Origin of the sequence: Chamaesiphon sp. OTE_75_metabat_556 (assembly GCF_031378165.1) — a bacterium.
Lineage (GTDB): Bacteria > Cyanobacteriota > Cyanobacteriia > Cyanobacteriales > Chamaesiphonaceae > Chamaesiphon.
The window spans coordinates 1-14912 of the sequence record NZ_JANNDR010000259.1 but is presented as its reverse complement, the minus strand read 5'-3'; the positions used below and the strand labels follow the sequence as shown (position 1 = coordinate 14912).

The 14912-nt window shown below is 48.5% G+C and carries 13 protein-coding genes and 1 pseudogene; 8 read left to right on the top strand and 6 right to left on the bottom strand.

The window, feature by feature from the left end; translation table 11 throughout:
- Window positions 1-190: 190 nt before the first annotated feature.
- The 3 genes from RMO27_RS10535 to kdpA form a co-directional block, all read right to left on the bottom strand.
- The gene (locus tag RMO27_RS10535) at window positions 191-430 is read right to left on the bottom strand and encodes a potassium-transporting ATPase subunit F (protein ID WP_309732127.1); all 240 of its coding nucleotides are present in this window, start codon (window positions 428-430) and stop codon (window positions 191-193) included.
- Window positions 431-439: 9 nt separating this feature from the next.
- A complete protein-coding gene (kdpB, locus tag RMO27_RS10530; RefSeq protein WP_309732126.1) occupies window positions 440-2545 on the bottom strand; it encodes a potassium-transporting ATPase subunit KdpB in 2106 nt (701 codons plus the stop codon).
- Window positions 2546-2765: 220 nt separating this feature from the next.
- Entirely contained in the window at window positions 2766-4475 is a 1710-nt protein-coding gene (gene kdpA / locus RMO27_RS10525) for a potassium-transporting ATPase subunit KdpA (protein WP_309732124.1), read from the bottom strand.
- Window positions 4476-4935: 460 nt separating this feature from the next.
- Between kdpA and RMO27_RS10520 the strand changes: the two genes are divergently transcribed.
- A complete protein-coding gene (locus tag RMO27_RS10520; protein ID WP_309732122.1) occupies window positions 4936-6075 on the top strand; it encodes an ATP-binding protein in 1140 nt (379 codons plus the stop codon).
- A 1-nt stretch (window position 6076) separates the two neighbouring features.
- Window positions 6077-6736 (top strand): response regulator transcription factor, encoded by a 660-nt coding sequence (locus RMO27_RS10515; RefSeq protein WP_309732120.1) that lies wholly within the window; start codon window positions 6077-6079, stop codon window positions 6734-6736.
- A gap of 19 nt (window positions 6737-6755) precedes the next feature.
- Here the strand turns inward: RMO27_RS10515 and RMO27_RS10510 are convergent, their stop codons facing one another.
- The gene (locus tag RMO27_RS10510) at window positions 6756-7277 is read right to left on the bottom strand and encodes a phosphate-starvation-inducible PsiE family protein (protein ID WP_309732118.1); all 522 of its coding nucleotides are present in this window, start codon (window positions 7275-7277) and stop codon (window positions 6756-6758) included.
- A gap of 344 nt (window positions 7278-7621) precedes the next feature.
- Here RMO27_RS10510 and RMO27_RS10505 point away from each other — a divergent pair, with 344 nt between their 5' ends.
- The 5 genes from RMO27_RS10505 (at window position 7622) to nspC (ending at window position 12243) form a co-directional block, all read left to right on the top strand.
- A complete protein-coding gene (locus tag RMO27_RS10505) occupies window positions 7622-7759 on the top strand; it encodes a hypothetical protein (RefSeq protein ID WP_309732116.1) in 138 nt (45 codons plus the stop codon).
- Window positions 7760-7825: 66 nt separating this feature from the next.
- A complete protein-coding gene (locus RMO27_RS10500) occupies window positions 7826-8230 on the top strand; it encodes a hypothetical protein (protein ID WP_309732114.1) in 405 nt (134 codons plus the stop codon).
- Between the two features lie 162 nt (window positions 8231-8392).
- On the top strand, window positions 8393-10228 hold the full coding sequence (locus RMO27_RS10495) for an SWIM zinc finger family protein (RefSeq protein ID WP_309732110.1): 1836 nt from the start codon (window positions 8393-8395) through the stop codon (window positions 10226-10228).
- Between the two features lie 49 nt (window positions 10229-10277).
- Entirely contained in the window at window positions 10278-11075 is a 798-nt protein-coding gene (locus RMO27_RS10490; RefSeq protein ID WP_309732108.1) for a Uma2 family endonuclease, read from the top strand.
- Between the two features lie 10 nt (window positions 11076-11085).
- On the top strand, window positions 11086-12243 hold the full coding sequence (gene nspC, locus RMO27_RS10485; RefSeq protein ID WP_309732105.1) for a carboxynorspermidine decarboxylase: 1158 nt from the start codon (window positions 11086-11088) through the stop codon (window positions 12241-12243).
- Window positions 12244-12404: 161 nt separating this feature from the next.
- Here the strand turns inward: nspC and RMO27_RS10480 are convergent, their stop codons facing one another.
- Together RMO27_RS10480 and RMO27_RS10475 are read right to left on the bottom strand one after the other, a co-directional pair.
- Window positions 12405-12776 carry a response regulator gene (locus RMO27_RS10480; protein ID WP_309732104.1) on the bottom strand — a complete coding sequence of 124 codons (372 nt, stop codon included), beginning with the start codon at window positions 12774-12776 and terminating at the stop codon, window positions 12405-12407.
- A 157-nt stretch (window positions 12777-12933) separates the two neighbouring features.
- The gene (locus RMO27_RS10475) at window positions 12934-14064 is read right to left on the bottom strand and encodes a quinone-dependent dihydroorotate dehydrogenase (RefSeq protein WP_309732103.1); all 1131 of its coding nucleotides are present in this window, start codon (window positions 14062-14064) and stop codon (window positions 12934-12936) included.
- A 201-nt stretch (window positions 14065-14265) separates the two neighbouring features.
- Here RMO27_RS10475 and RMO27_RS10470 point away from each other — a divergent pair.
- Window positions 14266-14912 (top strand): annotated as a pseudogene (locus tag RMO27_RS10470) (hypothetical protein); the annotation flags it as partial.

Genomic DNA, 14912 nt, shown 5'->3' with positions numbered 1-14912 from the left:
GCTGTGCCTCCCCCAAACCCCCTCCAAAGTTTCGATCTGTGTGTTGCGGGACACACTCATTCCACTTTGGTTTTTAGTTAGAGATCGATCTTTTATTTCTCTTTCTTATTCCCCTCCCAGGAGGGGTTAGGGGTGGGTTCCGGATCGTACCTTCAGGTGTTAATTCAACTCATTTGTATATTTCTTTTCATCAAAACCGTTCTGGTTGAAACATCACTACGAATAAATAAGCAGACAGAGCGACAGTACCTAAGCCAAGGATGCCGAGAGCGTAAATTTGGGGTCGGGAGAAGGTGTCACCGGTAGCGGCGAAGGCGGCTGAGGCTAGGATGACGTTGAAACAGAGGGCGAGGAAAATGTAGGTGGGGTATTTGCGACGGCTCCAGGCTTGCCAGAGCTGGGCGATATCTGCGGTAGGGAGGTATTTCATAAGTTGTGACTAGATGGGGATGAGCACATCAATGATTTTGATGGCGATGAAGGGGGCAATCACGCCACCTAAACCGTAGATCAGGATGTTACGTTGGAGCAGTTGGTCGGCAGTGAGAGGGCGAAATTTGACGCCGTTGAGGGCGAGGGGGATCAGCGCGGGGATAATCGCGGCGTTGTAGATCAGGGCGGCGAGGATGGCAGATTGGGGATTTTTTAGCCCCATAATGTTTAGTGAGCCAATTCCGGCGGCGGCGAAGATGGTGGGGATGATAGCGAAATATTTGGCAATATCATTCGCGATCGAGAAGGTGGTTAGGGCACCACGGGTGATCAGGAGTTGTTTGCCGATCGCGACGAGATCGATCAGCTTGGTGGGATCGGAGTCGAGATCGACCATATTAGCGGCTTCTTTGGCGGCTTGGGTACCGGAGTTCATGGCGACGCCGACGTTGGCTTGGGCGAGGGCGGGGGCGTCGTTGGTACCGTCTCCCGTCATGGCGACGAGTTTGCCTGCGGACTGTTCGCGTTTGATGACTTCGATTTTGTCTTCGGGGGTGGCTTCGGCGATGAAGTCATCGACACCAGCTTCTTGGGCAATCACGGATGCGGTGATCCGGTTGTCGCCGGTGAGCATGATGGTACGCACGCCCATGCGCCGGAGTTGATCGAAGCGTTCTTTGAGTCCGGCTTTGACAACATCTTTGAGATAGATGACGCCATATAAATCGCCATTTTGGCAAATACCGAGGGGGGTGCCGCCGAGTCTGGAGACACGTTCGTAGGCGGCATCAAATTCATCGGGAATGTTACCACCACGCGATCGGACGAAACCGCGAATGGCATCGATCGCCCCTTTGCGAATTTCGATCTCATTGGGGAGATCGGTACCGCTCATCCGGGTGCGGGCGGAGAAGTCCACGCTTTCAGCACTGGCACGAATCTGTTCGAGAGAGCCGCCACCCAGAAAGTCGAGTTTGGCACCCAATTTCTCGGCGAGTTGGACGATCGATTTACCTTCGGGGGTTTCATCGAAGAGGCTACCCGCTAAGGCAATGGCCGCAACTTCCTGGACTGAGTGGCCGTTGACAGGGATAAATTCATCCGCTAGGCGGTTGCCCAGGGTGATGGTGCCCGTTTTGTCGAGAATTAATGTATTGACGTCACCGCAGGCTTCTACCGCGCGCCCAGAGGTAGCAATCACGTTAAATTGGGAGACGCGATTCATCCCCGCAATCCCGATCGCACTGAGCAATCCGCCGATGGTGGTAGGAATTAACGCCACCAATAAAGCGACGAGAATGGCGATCGAAATGGGCGTTTTGACGTAGTTAGCTAGCGGCGAGAGGGTGGCGACGACGATTAAGAATACCTGGGTGAGAACGGCCAGGAAGACCGTCAAGGCAATTTCATTGGGGGTTTTGCTGCGTTTGGCTCCTTCAACTAGAGCGATCATCCGATCGATAAAGCCTTGTCCCGGATCGGCGGTAATTTGGATGGTTAGTTCGTCGGAAACTACCCGCGTCCCACCCGTGACGGAACTGGCGATGTCGGTGCCTGGTTGTTTTAATACTGGTGCCGATTCGCCGGTAATGGCTGACTCATCGACAGAGGCGACGCCTGCGACTACTTCACCATCGGCGGGGATGGTTTCGCCGAGGGCAACCTTGACCCGATCGCCTTTGCGGAGTTCGGTGGAGCTAACTTGCCCGATCGATCCGTCGGGTAAGACTTTGCGCGCGATCGTATCCGATCTGCTCGATCTAAGGGTGTCGGCTTGAGCTTTACCGCGACCTTCGGCGACGGCTTCGGCAAAATTGGCAAAAATCACTGTCGCAAACAGAATGATCGTAATTAATCCATTGAGCAGGCGTTGGCGGTTCGGATCGCCAGTAACTGTCCCAAAGATATTGGGATCGAGGGTGACGAGGAAGGTCACGATCGTCCCAACCCAGACGATGAACATGACTGGATTGCCGACAGCAATGCGCGGATCGAGTTTGACAAAAGCATCACGAACGGCGCGTTGGTACAAACCAGATGTATCGGCTGCTGGCGATCGCCGTTTGCGGCTGGTTTCGTCAGGTTGTGGCGGGCGAGAAGTATTGGCTTTCATGTATTTATAGCGATCGTGGATCTAACTGCTATGTTTCTAATGTGTAGATCCCCCTAAGTCCCCCTCAAAAAGGGGGACTATGATTCCAGTTCCGCCCTGTCTTGTCTCACTTAAGGGTGAAGGAAGAATCTGGTTCCCCCCTGTTTAAGGGAGGCTAGGGGGGATCTTCCAGGGCTAAAAACTAACAAACTAACTTTTCAGACTTCTTGATTAACCAACCTCAAGCTCCCTTCGCCAGTTGGAAGGCTTCCGCGATCGGCCCTAGAGCTAGCACGGGAAAGAAGGTTAATGCGCCCATGATGACAATTACACCGGCGGTTACGGCCGTAAACAGGACAGTATCGGTACGGAGTGTCCCCGTCGTAAATGGCACGGGTTGTTTGCGTGACATCCCATCAGCTAGGAGTAACAGCGCCCCGATTGGGACATAGCGTCCGCCGAGCAAACTCACCGATGTACTTAGGTTCCACCACAGGGCAGTGGGTGCGGGTTGGCTATCGGCCAATCCTTCAAAGCCAGAACCATTATTGGCAGCGGCGGAGGCGTATTCATATAGGACTTGGGCAAGGCCGTGAAAGCCAGGATTGCTGATGCCAGCGAGTTGTTCGGGAAAGGAGAGCGCGATCGCTCCTGGTAGCAGCACAAAAATGGGGTGTACGAGCAAGAGTAAGAAGCTGGTTAAGACTACCTCTTGTTTTTCGATCTTGCGTCCCAAGAATTCAGGGGTGCGTCCGACCATCAATCCCGTCACAAATACTGCCAAAATTAGATAGGAAAATAGATAAGCAGTGCCGGTACCTTGTCCGCCCCAGACAATCTGGAGAAATAAGTTAGACAGTAAAACAAATCCGCCCGCTGGCATAAATGAGTCATGCATGGAGTTGACGGCACCAGTCATCGTGCCCGTGGTCGTCACCGCATATAAAGCCGATTGCGCCCATCCAAACCGAACTTCTTTGCCCTCTAGATTGGGCTGTGAGCTGCCGAGGATGCTATTAACGAGGGGATTGCCTTGGTATTCGCCGATCGCCGTGACGATGATAAATCCGACATAGATAATAAACACCATCCCAAATACCAACCAAGCTTGCTTGCGATTATTGGCAATAATGCCGTAGGCATGAATCATCGCTGTCGGAATCGAAATCATCGTCAGAGTCTGAATCAGATTCGTAAATCCATTGGGATTTTCAAATGGGTGGGCGGAGTTGATCGCAAAGAACCCACCACCGTTTTCACCTAGTTGCTTGATAATCTCAAAATGGGCGACGGGGCCAAGGGCGATCGCCTGACTGATATTTGGGTTTTCTAATGTCGGTGTGACGATCGGTCCTGACAAAGTTTCTGGCACGCCCGCTGACACAAATAACATCGTGCCGACGATACTAATCGGCAGTAAAATTCGGGTAATTGCCTGGATCAGATCGACATAAAAATTGCCTAACGGTCTACCCGTTAAGCCGCGAATGAACGCGATCGCGACCGCAATTCCGGTCGCCGCCGAAGTAAAGAACATAAACCCCAAACCCACCGTCTGCGCGAAGTAACTATAGGTTGTTTCGCCGGAGTAGTGTTGTTGATTGGTATTGGTGATAAATGAAATAGTGGTATGCAGGGCGGTATCCCAAGTTGGTGCGCCTAAACCCGTGGGATTTAGCGGCAGCAACCCTTGTAACATCAAGATCGCAAACAGCAAAATTGCCATTGCCAAATTGCTATACAAAATCGCTCTCACATATTGCCACCCTGTCATCTGAGCTTCAGGTTTGACCCCGCTGAGGCTGAAGATTAGCTGTTCGACTGGCCGCAAAGCTCGATCGAGTAGCGTTGTTTGCCCCAAATAGACGCGGGCAATATAGCCGCCAAATAGGGGCGCAATCGCCACGATTAGCACTAACGTCAATCCAATTTGAATCCATCCCTGTAGCATGGTGCGATATTCCTCATCTGCAAAGCGCGATCGAGTTTAACTATTTACTGGTAGCTCTGATGCTCTTCATCAGCTTGATTTACACTGCCAGTTAGTCCAATCGTGACGTAGTTTTAGATGTTTGAAAAGGTATATTTTTTGTTTAAGTCAATTGGCTGCTATCAGTCTAGATTTGAAACACGATCGCCGTTTGAATGTTTAGTGACTGTTTAAATCTTGTTTATGGACAAAATTATTTGTGATGTTTTGTCTCAAATCTAAATCCTCTATCTAGAGAGCGATTTACCCAAGCAAAAGAGGGTAGCGATCGCTAAAATATCGATCTTTTGAAACAAAACTTATCGAGTCAATCGATAAATAGTCTTAATCTCATCTGAAATTGCCAGCTAGCCAGCCGATTTGGGGAGCGAGATTTTTGCCGTTACACTGAAATAAATCGCGATTTTCCTGGTGATATCTGATGCAACTGCCAACCGAGCTACCAAGTCTCTCTGCCAAGGCACTCACCCACCCTTCATCAGCCTTACCAGCATCGAGTCGGACCAGCTCGCTACTGTGGGTAACTGCGGGTTTGTTTGGACTGGTGTTCGTGTTGGAGCTGCTGACTCCCGCCGACTATGTGATGGGCTATCTCTATATCAGCCCGATTTTGTTTGTCAAACCCGGTTTGAATCGGGGTGCTACACTCCAGATTACGGCGATCTCCATTGTCTTAACGCTAGTCAATATCTGGATTCCAGGTGGCGAGCCAATTCACACCGCAATGGTCATAAATCGACTGATTACCGTGCTCGCGCTGATTGTCACGGGACTGTTGAGCGATCGCAATCGCCGAATTCAGCAAGCCTTGGCACAACAGCAAGCCAAGCTGCAAGTCCAAGAGCAACTAGCGAGTCTGCGTGAGGACTTTACTTCGACATTGGCACACGATCTCAAAACGCCAATTTTGGGTGCGCTAGAGACGCTCAAAGCCTTCGATCGCGGTCAATTTGGGGAAGTTCAACCCAAACAAAAACACGTCCTCGGTGTGACGATTCGCTCTCATCAGACGACTTTACAACTAGTAGAAACCCTGCTCGATGTCTATCGCAATGATATCGAAGGCTTGCACCTCCGCCAAACCCGGATCGATCTGGGTAAGCTAGCAGAATCCGCTGCTACCGCTTTATTCGATCTGGCCGCTAGTCGCCGCGTTCACCTATCATTAAATTACGGTGAGTCCGATTTTCGCCAATTTCTTTGGGTCAATGGTGATGCTTTTCAGCTAGAGCGCGTATTCGCCAATCTGCTCGCGAATGCCATCAATCACTCGCCACGCGGGGCAAAAGTGGAAGTCATCTTAGGTACTCAAGGTGGGCAGCAGATCGTCAAAGTGATGGATACAGGTGCGGGAATTCAACCTGATGAGATGCCGCGTTTATTCGACAGGTTTTATCAAGGTGAAAGCGATCGCCAAGCTAGTGGTTCGGGTTTGGGCTTATATCTGGCTCGTCAAATTGTCGAAGCGCATGAGGGTACGATCTGGGCAGAAAATCGTTCGCCCCAAGGCGCAATTTTTGGGTTTCGCCTCCCAGCGATTACCCACACTTTAACGTCCTAATATGTCACTCGATCGCCTCAAAATTCTGTTAGTTGAAGATGACGAACTATTTCGCCTGGGCTTGCTCGTGCGATTACAACAGGAACCAGGCATTGAGATTTTAGCAGAAGCAAATGATGGTGAAACCGCGATCGATCTGGCCAAGCAGCAGCTCTTCGATCTCGTGCTCCTCGATATTGGTTTACCTGGATTGGGGGGGATTGAAACCTGTCGCCAACTCAAACAAAATCATCCCAAATTAGCGATTTTGGCACTGACTTCACGTACCGATCGATTGCTAATTTCCCGCTTAGTAGCCGCCGGAGCACAGGGTTATTGCCTCAAGGGTGTCGGTGCCGAAACCCTGATTTTAGCTATGCGATCGGTCATTGCCGGAGCTTCGTGGTGGGATGCTACCGCTACAGCCGAAATCCACAATCTATTTCAGCATAGTTCCACACAAGATCCAGCTACAACGATCGAATCTCTAACCAGGCGCGAACGAGAGATTCTCAAACTAATTGCTACTCAAAAAACCGATCGCGAAATTGCGGAGATTCTCTATATCACACCTGGCACAGTCCGCGTTCACGTTCACACCATCTTACATAAATTAGGTGCGAGCGATCGTAAACAAGCAGTAGCGATCTCCACCCAAAATTACCTTGTCGATCTCCCTTGAGACATGAATTACCCTTACCTCAATCGTGATGTTTACTCTCTTTGAGTCGATTAGAAACTTGGTGTTCGGGATCGATGCCTTCAAAAGTGGGCGGAATCCAGACTCGCACTACCATCAAAATCGCCATCGAAATTAAGAAAGCACAAGTCGCCATTACCTGCTGCCATTGAACTTCGAGGATACCTTTGACAATTACCTCTCGTAGTACTGAGACGATCGCGACTTCTACCGACACCCCGATCGATACGCGCTGTTCTTGGAGGTAAATAATTAATAGTCGAAATAATTCAACCAAAATTAAAATAAACAAAATATCGGCGGTAATCTCATGAAAGCGTAAGGTCGTCAGCGACAAGAAAATTTCCTTCAACTGTAAAACCATTACGCAAAACAATCCAATACATAGAGAAATGGCAATGGCATCTTGCACCAATTCCAAAATTCGCACGATATAACTGCGATTGAAGCTCGCGTACCACGGTAAGATTGACTCAGAAAGAGGTTCGGCAATCGCTGTCGGCTCGATAATCGATCGGTGCATATCTCTAGTTCCTGTGATAAGGGACATCGCTTTAAACTAACGTACAATCTCGCGATCTCGCAATCAATAATTAATTGGATGTTTTGATAAGAATCATCAGCAAAGTTTCATCGATAAACTGCTGATATCAAGATGATAAGTGCGATCGTTTGCTCGATTTCCAAGTACCACCAGATCCACGATCGGGACATCTACTTGTTATATTTTAGGATGATAGATTCTGGTGGGTTTTATGACCGAGATTTTTACAGCGGCTGAGATTGAGGTGTTGTCAGCGGAGATCGACAGTTACAAGAGTTGAGTCGATTTGTGAAGACTATGGGAATAATACATGAAGATCGCTGATGTCCTCGAAATCCAGAGTAGGGGTAATTCATGAATTACCCCTACTCTGGATTTCGAGATCTGTAGGTTGGGTAGAGCAACGCGTTGGTGAAGACTTTCGGAACGCCTTAACCCAACAATCTTCACCAGGAAATTAGGCATGGCAGCATCCTAGTGTTTGGCGGAGTGTGTAACCCACCCCTAGCCCCTCCCAAGAGGGGAATATGAGTAAGATAATGCTGGAATTGACTTTGAGCTTTAGTTCGATCGATTGTGTCACTATCAAATTGAACGATCGAACCACGAATTCTATCCCCTTTACTTCACCCCTGACTAAAGCGGATTGGGAGGATATGCAGTGGTATTTAGAAGCTTATCCGACTCAATATGCGGCGGATGTGGATGATAGCCGCGCCGATCAAATTGTGGCGAAGTTGAAGGTGTGGGGACAGGGGTTATTTAATGCGGTGTTTGCCGATCGATCTGCCGAGCGATTATTTAATGAATTTCAGGATGAGAATGTTGAGGGGCGGCAAATCTCGATCGCGGCGAGTCAGCCAAAGATTTTGCGGTTGCCGTGGGAATTGTTGTGTGATCCAGTCGATCAATTATTTGTGATTAGTAACTAATTATCGCAACGATCGAGCTAGATGCATAAGATGAGGATTGCTGGGGGTTAATAAACGACCGACTATCTAAGTCAAGCTGATCTTCATCAATTCCACAATGTGGGTATTTACCCAAACAGCTCAAAAAATATCAACATCTACAAAATGGCGGAGCCTTTCATCATGAATATCGCAAATCTCAGTGAAACGGATCTCCGCTACCATGCTACTGACAAATCTTTCCAGCGCGGGGAAGCCTACCATCAACAGGGAGCGGTAGTCGATCTCTGTCAGCGGGGAAATTGTCTCTATGGTGAAGTCGAAGGTAATAATGTCGAACCCTACCATGTCACCATCCAATTTGATGCTGGCGGCGTGACGGAAACGGAATGCACTTGCGAATATAGTTTTGAAGGCTGGTGCAAGCATATCGTCGCCGTTGCACTGACTTCGATCCGCACACCGGAAACGATGCACCAACGGCTGTCTTTGAATGAGCTGCTCGATCGATTAAACCATGTCCAAACCCAGACACTGGTGCAAGAACTAGTCGCTAAAGAACCCAATCTGTTGAGTCGGATCGATCGATTCGTCAATAAGATCTCGCCGCCCATCATCGTCCAACCAGTCTCCACCACCGAAACCCGCCCCAAACGTCAGACAAGTGTAGATCCCCAACCCTATCGCTATCAAACTAAACAATTGCTGCGAGACTGTTTGCGGTATTGGGAAGAAGGCGAAGAAGAAAATCCGATCGAGACTGATTTACCAGAGATTTTAGACCAGGTGCAAGCTTGGATCGATAATGGGAATGGTAATGATGCTTTGGTCATTTTAGCCGCAATTACCGAAGCTTGTGTTGAAGACTGGGATGAGCTTGCCGACTATGGCGCAGATGGTCAAGATCTGGTCTTACTTCTCGATCCGATGTGGGCAGCAGCGGTGTTGACTGCCGAATTAACATCGGTAGAAGCCATCGATATTCAGGTGAATTTAGAAGAATGGCAAGATCGGCTCAATGGTGAATTTGAGATCTGTGCAGAAGCATTGCGGCAAGGCTGGGATGCACCAGAGTTATTAGCAGTCCTTGAAGGGCAAAGTGACGATCTGTGGGAGGATGGACGACCGAGCTATGCTGACAAATTAACGCGGATTCGATTGGAAATGTTGAATCTTCAGGAACGCTATCCAGCATATCTGCACCTAGCATTGGCTGAGGATCTAGTTGAAGAATATCTAGTGATGCTGGCACAGTTGGGGCGGATTGCGGAAGTCATGGCGGCGAGCATTCGCCTCAAGGATGCCGGACAAGCCTTGGCTGTTGCTAAGGTATTGAGGGCACAGGATGCGCTAACTGAGGCACTTTTTATCGCGAAATCGGGATTGGATTTACCCGATCGCCTTGCTACATCCCAAGCCGAGCATCATTTTTTCACGATTAGTCAGAGTCCCATGCTAGATCGCCATCGCTACGAATTAGCCGATTGGACGAGTGAATTGGCTCAAGGATTGGGCGATACCGAGACTGCTCTCACTGCACGGATTTCTGCCTTTAAGCTGCGTCCGTCGATGCACAGCTACCAGCAAGCCAAAACTCTTGCAGACGATACTTGGCAGACCTTGCAGCCCGATCTGCTGCAACATCTACGGACGATGGACAACTGGAGTCATGCCGAAGCCAAAGTTCAAATCTTCTTGGATGCAGGCTCGATCGATGATGCGATCGCGACTGTCAATGATGGTTATGGTAGAGGGCATCTGATGCAGTTGGTAATGGATGCCGCCATGTCGCATCGACCAGAATGGGTAATTGCCAAGGCGATTCGCCCAGCGGAGGACATCATCAATCGTGGTAAGGCAGAATCTTATCAAGAGGCTGTAAATTGGCTGACTAGAGCGCGGGCAGCATATATCCAATCTGGACGACAAGCTGAGTGGCAAGCATATCGCGCCCAATTGGTTTCCACCCACGGACGGAAACGCAAATTAGTATGCTTAATTGAGAGTGCAAATTTGTAGTTGCCAGAGACTTGCTAAAATTGAGTTTAGATAGCACCAGAGGAAGTTTATGACTGCCGTAATTATCGACTCCACCGCTAACAAAAACCCTCATTCCGACATCTTCTACCCCAGTTCTGACGGACAACCCTTGGCAGAATCTTACGACCATCTCTATGTCATCATGACTACCCTGGCGATGTTGCTAGCACACCTCAAAGGGCAGCAAGCGACAGTCTTAGCAGACCAATTTTTGTACTACGCGCAGGGCTTTCCACGCTTGCGAGTCGCGCCTGATGTGATGGTGATTTTTGATGTGGAGCCAGGTGGACGCGATAATTACAAGATTTGGGAAGAAGGGCAAGTACCATCGGTAATATTTGAAATGACTTCCCCAGGTACTCGTAACAAGGATGATGTCGAAAAGAAACATCTCTATGAAAGCCTGGGGGTGACTGAATATTGGCAGTTCGATCCGCGCGGCGAATGGATTCCCGAAAAACTACGCGGATTTCGGCTCCAAGGAGATGAGGAAGCAGTTTATATGCCGATCTCGGACGATCGCAGCGAAGTATTACAGCTCCGGCTCGTTGTCGAAGATAAAATCATCACTTTTTATCGGTTAGATGATGGTGTAAGGTTATTGCCGTTGGAGGAGTTAAATCTTGCTCTAGAACAGCAGATCGAACAAACTGAAGCAGAAGCTCAACGCGCCGATCTCGAAGCGCAAAGAGCCGATCTTGAAGCTCAAAAAGCGGTGGAAGCATCTCAAAGAGCCGATCGCGAGGCGCAAAGAACGCGAGAACTAGAAGCCCAAATAGCACTATATCAACAGCGATTGGGTGAAGTACCTCCCGATCGACTTTAATTGAGTAAACATGACCCAAAATAACGATCCAACCCTAACTACCATTCCATCGCCTTGCTTTGTATTAGAAGAACAATTACTAGCTCGCAATCTAGCAATATTCGATCGAGTCCAGCAAGCCGCACCGATTCGCGTCATGCTCGCACTCAAAGGGTTTTCGCTGTTTCATACCTTCCCTCAGATTCGCACCACCCTCAAAGGTGCTTCGGCTAGCTCTCTGTGGGAGGCAAGACTCGCCGCAGAGGAATTTGGAACCGAAGTTCATGTCTATTCCCCAGCTTATCGTGCTGAAGATGTGCCAGAGATTCTCCCCTTAGCCTCGCACATGACCTTCAATTCGATCGGTCAGTGGGATCAATTTCGATCGCAGGTTGAAGCTGCTGGTACTGCGAAACCATCGGCAGGACTGCGCATCAATCCTGAGTACTCGCCAGTCAAAACCGCCCTCTACAATCCCTGTCAGCCTTCTACCCGACTGGGCGTTTCGGCTAAAAATTTGGGCGATACTTTGCCTGCGGGTATCGATGGATTTTTATCGCACAATTTATGTGAGAGCGATTCATTTGCCTTAGAAAAAACCTTGGCGAATATCGAACTCTTATTCGATCGATTCTTACCAGATTTAAAATGGCTAAATCTCGGTGGCGGTCATTTGATGACGCGCAAAGATTATGATATCGAACATGCGATCGAGGTATTAAAGTCCTTCCATTCTCGCCATCCGCATCTTCAACTCTTGATGGAACCAGGTTCGGCAATTGCCTGGGAAACGGGATTTTTGATCGGTAAAGTATTGGATCTCATTCCCACCGACGACGTGGTAAATGTGATGTTAGATGTCTCATTTACCGCTCACATGCCCGACTGTTTGGAAATGCCCTATAAGCCGGCAATTCGCGGTGAACGAGAGCCAGAAGCTGGGGATATACTATATCGGATGGGTGGTTCTAGTTGTCTGGCTGGTGACTTTTTGGGTGATTATGCTTTCGATCGACAATTAGCGATCGGCGATCGCATCATCTTTGAAGATATGATGCACTATACAATGGTCAAAACTTCGACATTTAATGGTGTCGTTCATCCAGCAATCGGTCGGATCGATAAAGAGGGCAACTTTAAGTTATGGCGGGAGTTTGGTTATGAAGATTATCGATCGAGACTAGGTTAATTTAGAAACCCGACTTCTTGAAGAAGTCGGGTTTCTGGCATCAATTGTGGTGACATCAAGAAGTTGGATTTTTAGTTCGATGCAATCTTAAATTCTGTGCGATCTTTACTAGTACTTATTTATGCTTTACCAACAGCCGATCTAAACCGTACCCACTCGATCTATTGGGGTTTGCTAATCACGGATTCGATCGCCTGAATTAGCTCTTCCTGAGAATATGGTTTGGTGATATACAAATCGATCCCTTGTTTTTGACCCCACATCCGATCCAACTCTCGATCGCGTGCCGTACAAGCAATAACAGGAATCTTCTCGGTATCGGGATATACTTTCAACAACCGACAAAACTCAAAGCCATTAATTCCTTCCATCGTAATGTCTGTAATAATGACATCTGGCTGCTGCTTGGCCGCTAATTCCATCCCATCCTCAGCATTGTTCGCAGCGATAACTTGATAATTATTCTGCTCCAGATATAGCGTTATCAACTCTCGTTCGGATTGGCTATCTTCAACAACTAAAACTTTCTTCATCTCGGTGATTTTTTAAACTAAAAAAGTATTAATAATAACAGCTTAAGCTGTTGGCGTCGATCTCAATTATCTCAAAAATAATTTTAGCAACGACAAGTACCTTCAACCCCATTCAACCATATATTGACACAGCACTCAAATGGTCGGCAGACAAATGCTAATCATCACCAATTCCCACCGCATCGGCAATCGAAGTCAATCCTCGTATCGCCAATTTAGCGAGTAGCCCAGTCAAAATCCGATCGACCATCCAGGGACCATTATAAGTCCAACCCGTATACACCTGAATCAAACTCGCGCCAGCGGTAATCTTTTCCCACGCATCAGCGGCGGTAAAAATCCCACCCACGCCAATAATCGGCAAACTTCCACCCGTTTGCTGATGGATAAACCGGATAACTTCGGTAGATTTCTGACGGACTGGCGCGCCACTGATTCCGCCGGATTCTTCCGTCACTTTTTTGCCTGTAGCGGCGACGATTTGAGTAGTTAATTGCGATCGATCGATCGTGGTATTCGTCGCGATAATTCCGGCTAATTTAGATGCTTGAGATAACTCCACCACCGCTGCAATATCTTCCCAAGCCAAATCGGGGGCAATTTTGACTAAAATTGGTTTTTGACCTTGATTTGCTTGCTGTAAAGTATCGAAGATCGTGCGTAAAGGTTCAATCGCTTGTAAATCTCGCAAACCAGGTGTATTCGGCGAACTGACATTAATCACAAAATAGTCGCCCAGATCTTGCAACCGTTGAAAACTGCCTAAATAATCATTCGCCGCATCCGCTAACTCGGTAATCTTCGACTTACCCAAATTAATCCCGATCGGAATCGTAAAATCGCCCTGCTGACGCTGCTGAAGTAATTCCGCCATCGCCGCACTCCCCAAATTATTGAACCCCATTCGATTTAACGCCGCACGATCTTGGGGAAGTCGAAATAGACGGGGTTTATCATTGCCCGGTTGGGGATGATAAGTCACCGTACCGAGTTCGGCAAAGCCAAAGCCCAGATATTGCCAGATCCCAGCCGCGATGCCATCTTTATCAAAGCCCGCTGCTAATCCCACTGGATTGGCAAATTTGAGGCCGAATAACGACTGCTCCAATGCGCGATCGCTCCGACAAAAATACTGCCCAAAGCTCAGTTTGGCAAGTTTGGTCAGGGGGGATGTCGGCGTAGTGTCAAGCGCGTGTAACAGGGCTAGAGATCGCTGGTGGACGACTTCTGGATCGGCCTTGAGTGCAGAAAATAAGAACGGACGAACGGCTAGTTGATAGATATCCAAGGTGTTGGGTGAGGCTGATGGGGCTGTTAAGATCGGGTGCGAGTGCCTAGATGTCTATTTTAAACTATCGATCGATAACCGATAACTCAAATCGAGATCGGGAAACTATATAATCAATTAGCAGTCTAATAATTCATGTAATCGCTAGACTCTCAGTCATAAATAAAGTCATTAATCTTTGAGGAGTAATCAGTAGCCACTATGATCCCACCGACCACCCCCACGATCGCTACCCCGATTTTAATACTCGATAACGCGACATTATTTCCCACCGCAACCACCAAAACAGCCATATCGTCCAAACTCGCCCAACATTGGCAACAGGCTCCCCTCACAAGCCCCGACATCCTAGCAAAACCCGCACCAGTAAAAATTGCTCAATCCGAACTCCCTGGCGGCTCCACTCCTCCGGCTCCGGCAACCCCCGAGCAAGCTCCGCCAGCACCGAGTATCAGAGATACCGGTAGTGGCTATCCGACCAATATTCCCCGCAACTACTTCGGCCCAGCGATCGGTACTGGCAATGGTGCTACTGGCTTTGGGGCAACTAGTAGGTTTTCACTCGGGGACAATTACTCGGTGCGACCATCGGCACTGTTTGGTAATAATGGCACGATCATTCGCGTACCAGTGACTTATGACTTTGTGTTTGGCGACTCAGAACCATTCGAGCGCAATCCACTGATCACTTTTCATGCGGGTGGTGGGGTACAGTTTAGTTCTGGAGCTAATAGTAATAATGAGTCCAGATTCGGAATCTTAGGCACGATCGGTGTCGATGTCAATTTATTTGAAAATGTAGCACTAGTAGTCAACTACAACACTGATTTTGCCTCGATTAATGGGGT

Excerpts from the sequence above, each read along its gene's own strand:
- RMO27_RS10510 (WP_309732118.1), bottom strand. The coding sequence starts at position 7,277 with ATGCACCGATCGATTATCGAGCCGACAGCGATTGCCGAACCTCTTTCT.
- RMO27_RS10515 (WP_309732120.1), top strand. The coding sequence starts at position 6,077 with ATGTCACTCGATCGCCTCAAAATTCTGTTAGTTGAAGATGACGAACTA.
- RMO27_RS10520 (WP_309732122.1), top strand. The coding sequence starts at position 4,936 with ATGCAACTGCCAACCGAGCTACCAAGTCTCTCTGCCAAGGCACTCACC.
- kdpB (WP_309732126.1), bottom strand. The coding sequence starts at position 2,545 with ATGAAAGCCAATACTTCTCGCCCGCCACAACCTGACGAAACCAGCCGC.
- RMO27_RS10505 (WP_309732116.1), top strand. The coding sequence starts at position 7,622 with ATGTCCTCGAAATCCAGAGTAGGGGTAATTCATGAATTACCCCTACTC.
- RMO27_RS10500 (WP_309732114.1), top strand. The coding sequence starts at position 7,826 with ATGAGTAAGATAATGCTGGAATTGACTTTGAGCTTTAGTTCGATCGAT.
- RMO27_RS10535 (WP_309732127.1), bottom strand. The coding sequence starts at position 430 with ATGAAATACCTCCCTACCGCAGATATCGCCCAGCTCTGGCAAGCCTGG.
- nspC (WP_309732105.1), top strand. The coding sequence starts at position 11,086 with ATGACCCAAAATAACGATCCAACCCTAACTACCATTCCATCGCCTTGC.
- RMO27_RS10495 (WP_309732110.1), top strand. The coding sequence starts at position 8,393 with ATGAATATCGCAAATCTCAGTGAAACGGATCTCCGCTACCATGCTACT.
- RMO27_RS10480 (WP_309732104.1), bottom strand. The coding sequence starts at position 12,776 with ATGAAGAAAGTTTTAGTTGTTGAAGATAGCCAATCCGAACGAGAGTTG.
- RMO27_RS10490 (WP_309732108.1), top strand. The coding sequence starts at position 10,278 with ATGACTGCCGTAATTATCGACTCCACCGCTAACAAAAACCCTCATTCC.
- kdpA (WP_309732124.1), bottom strand. The coding sequence starts at position 4,475 with ATGCTACAGGGATGGATTCAAATTGGATTGACGTTAGTGCTAATCGTG.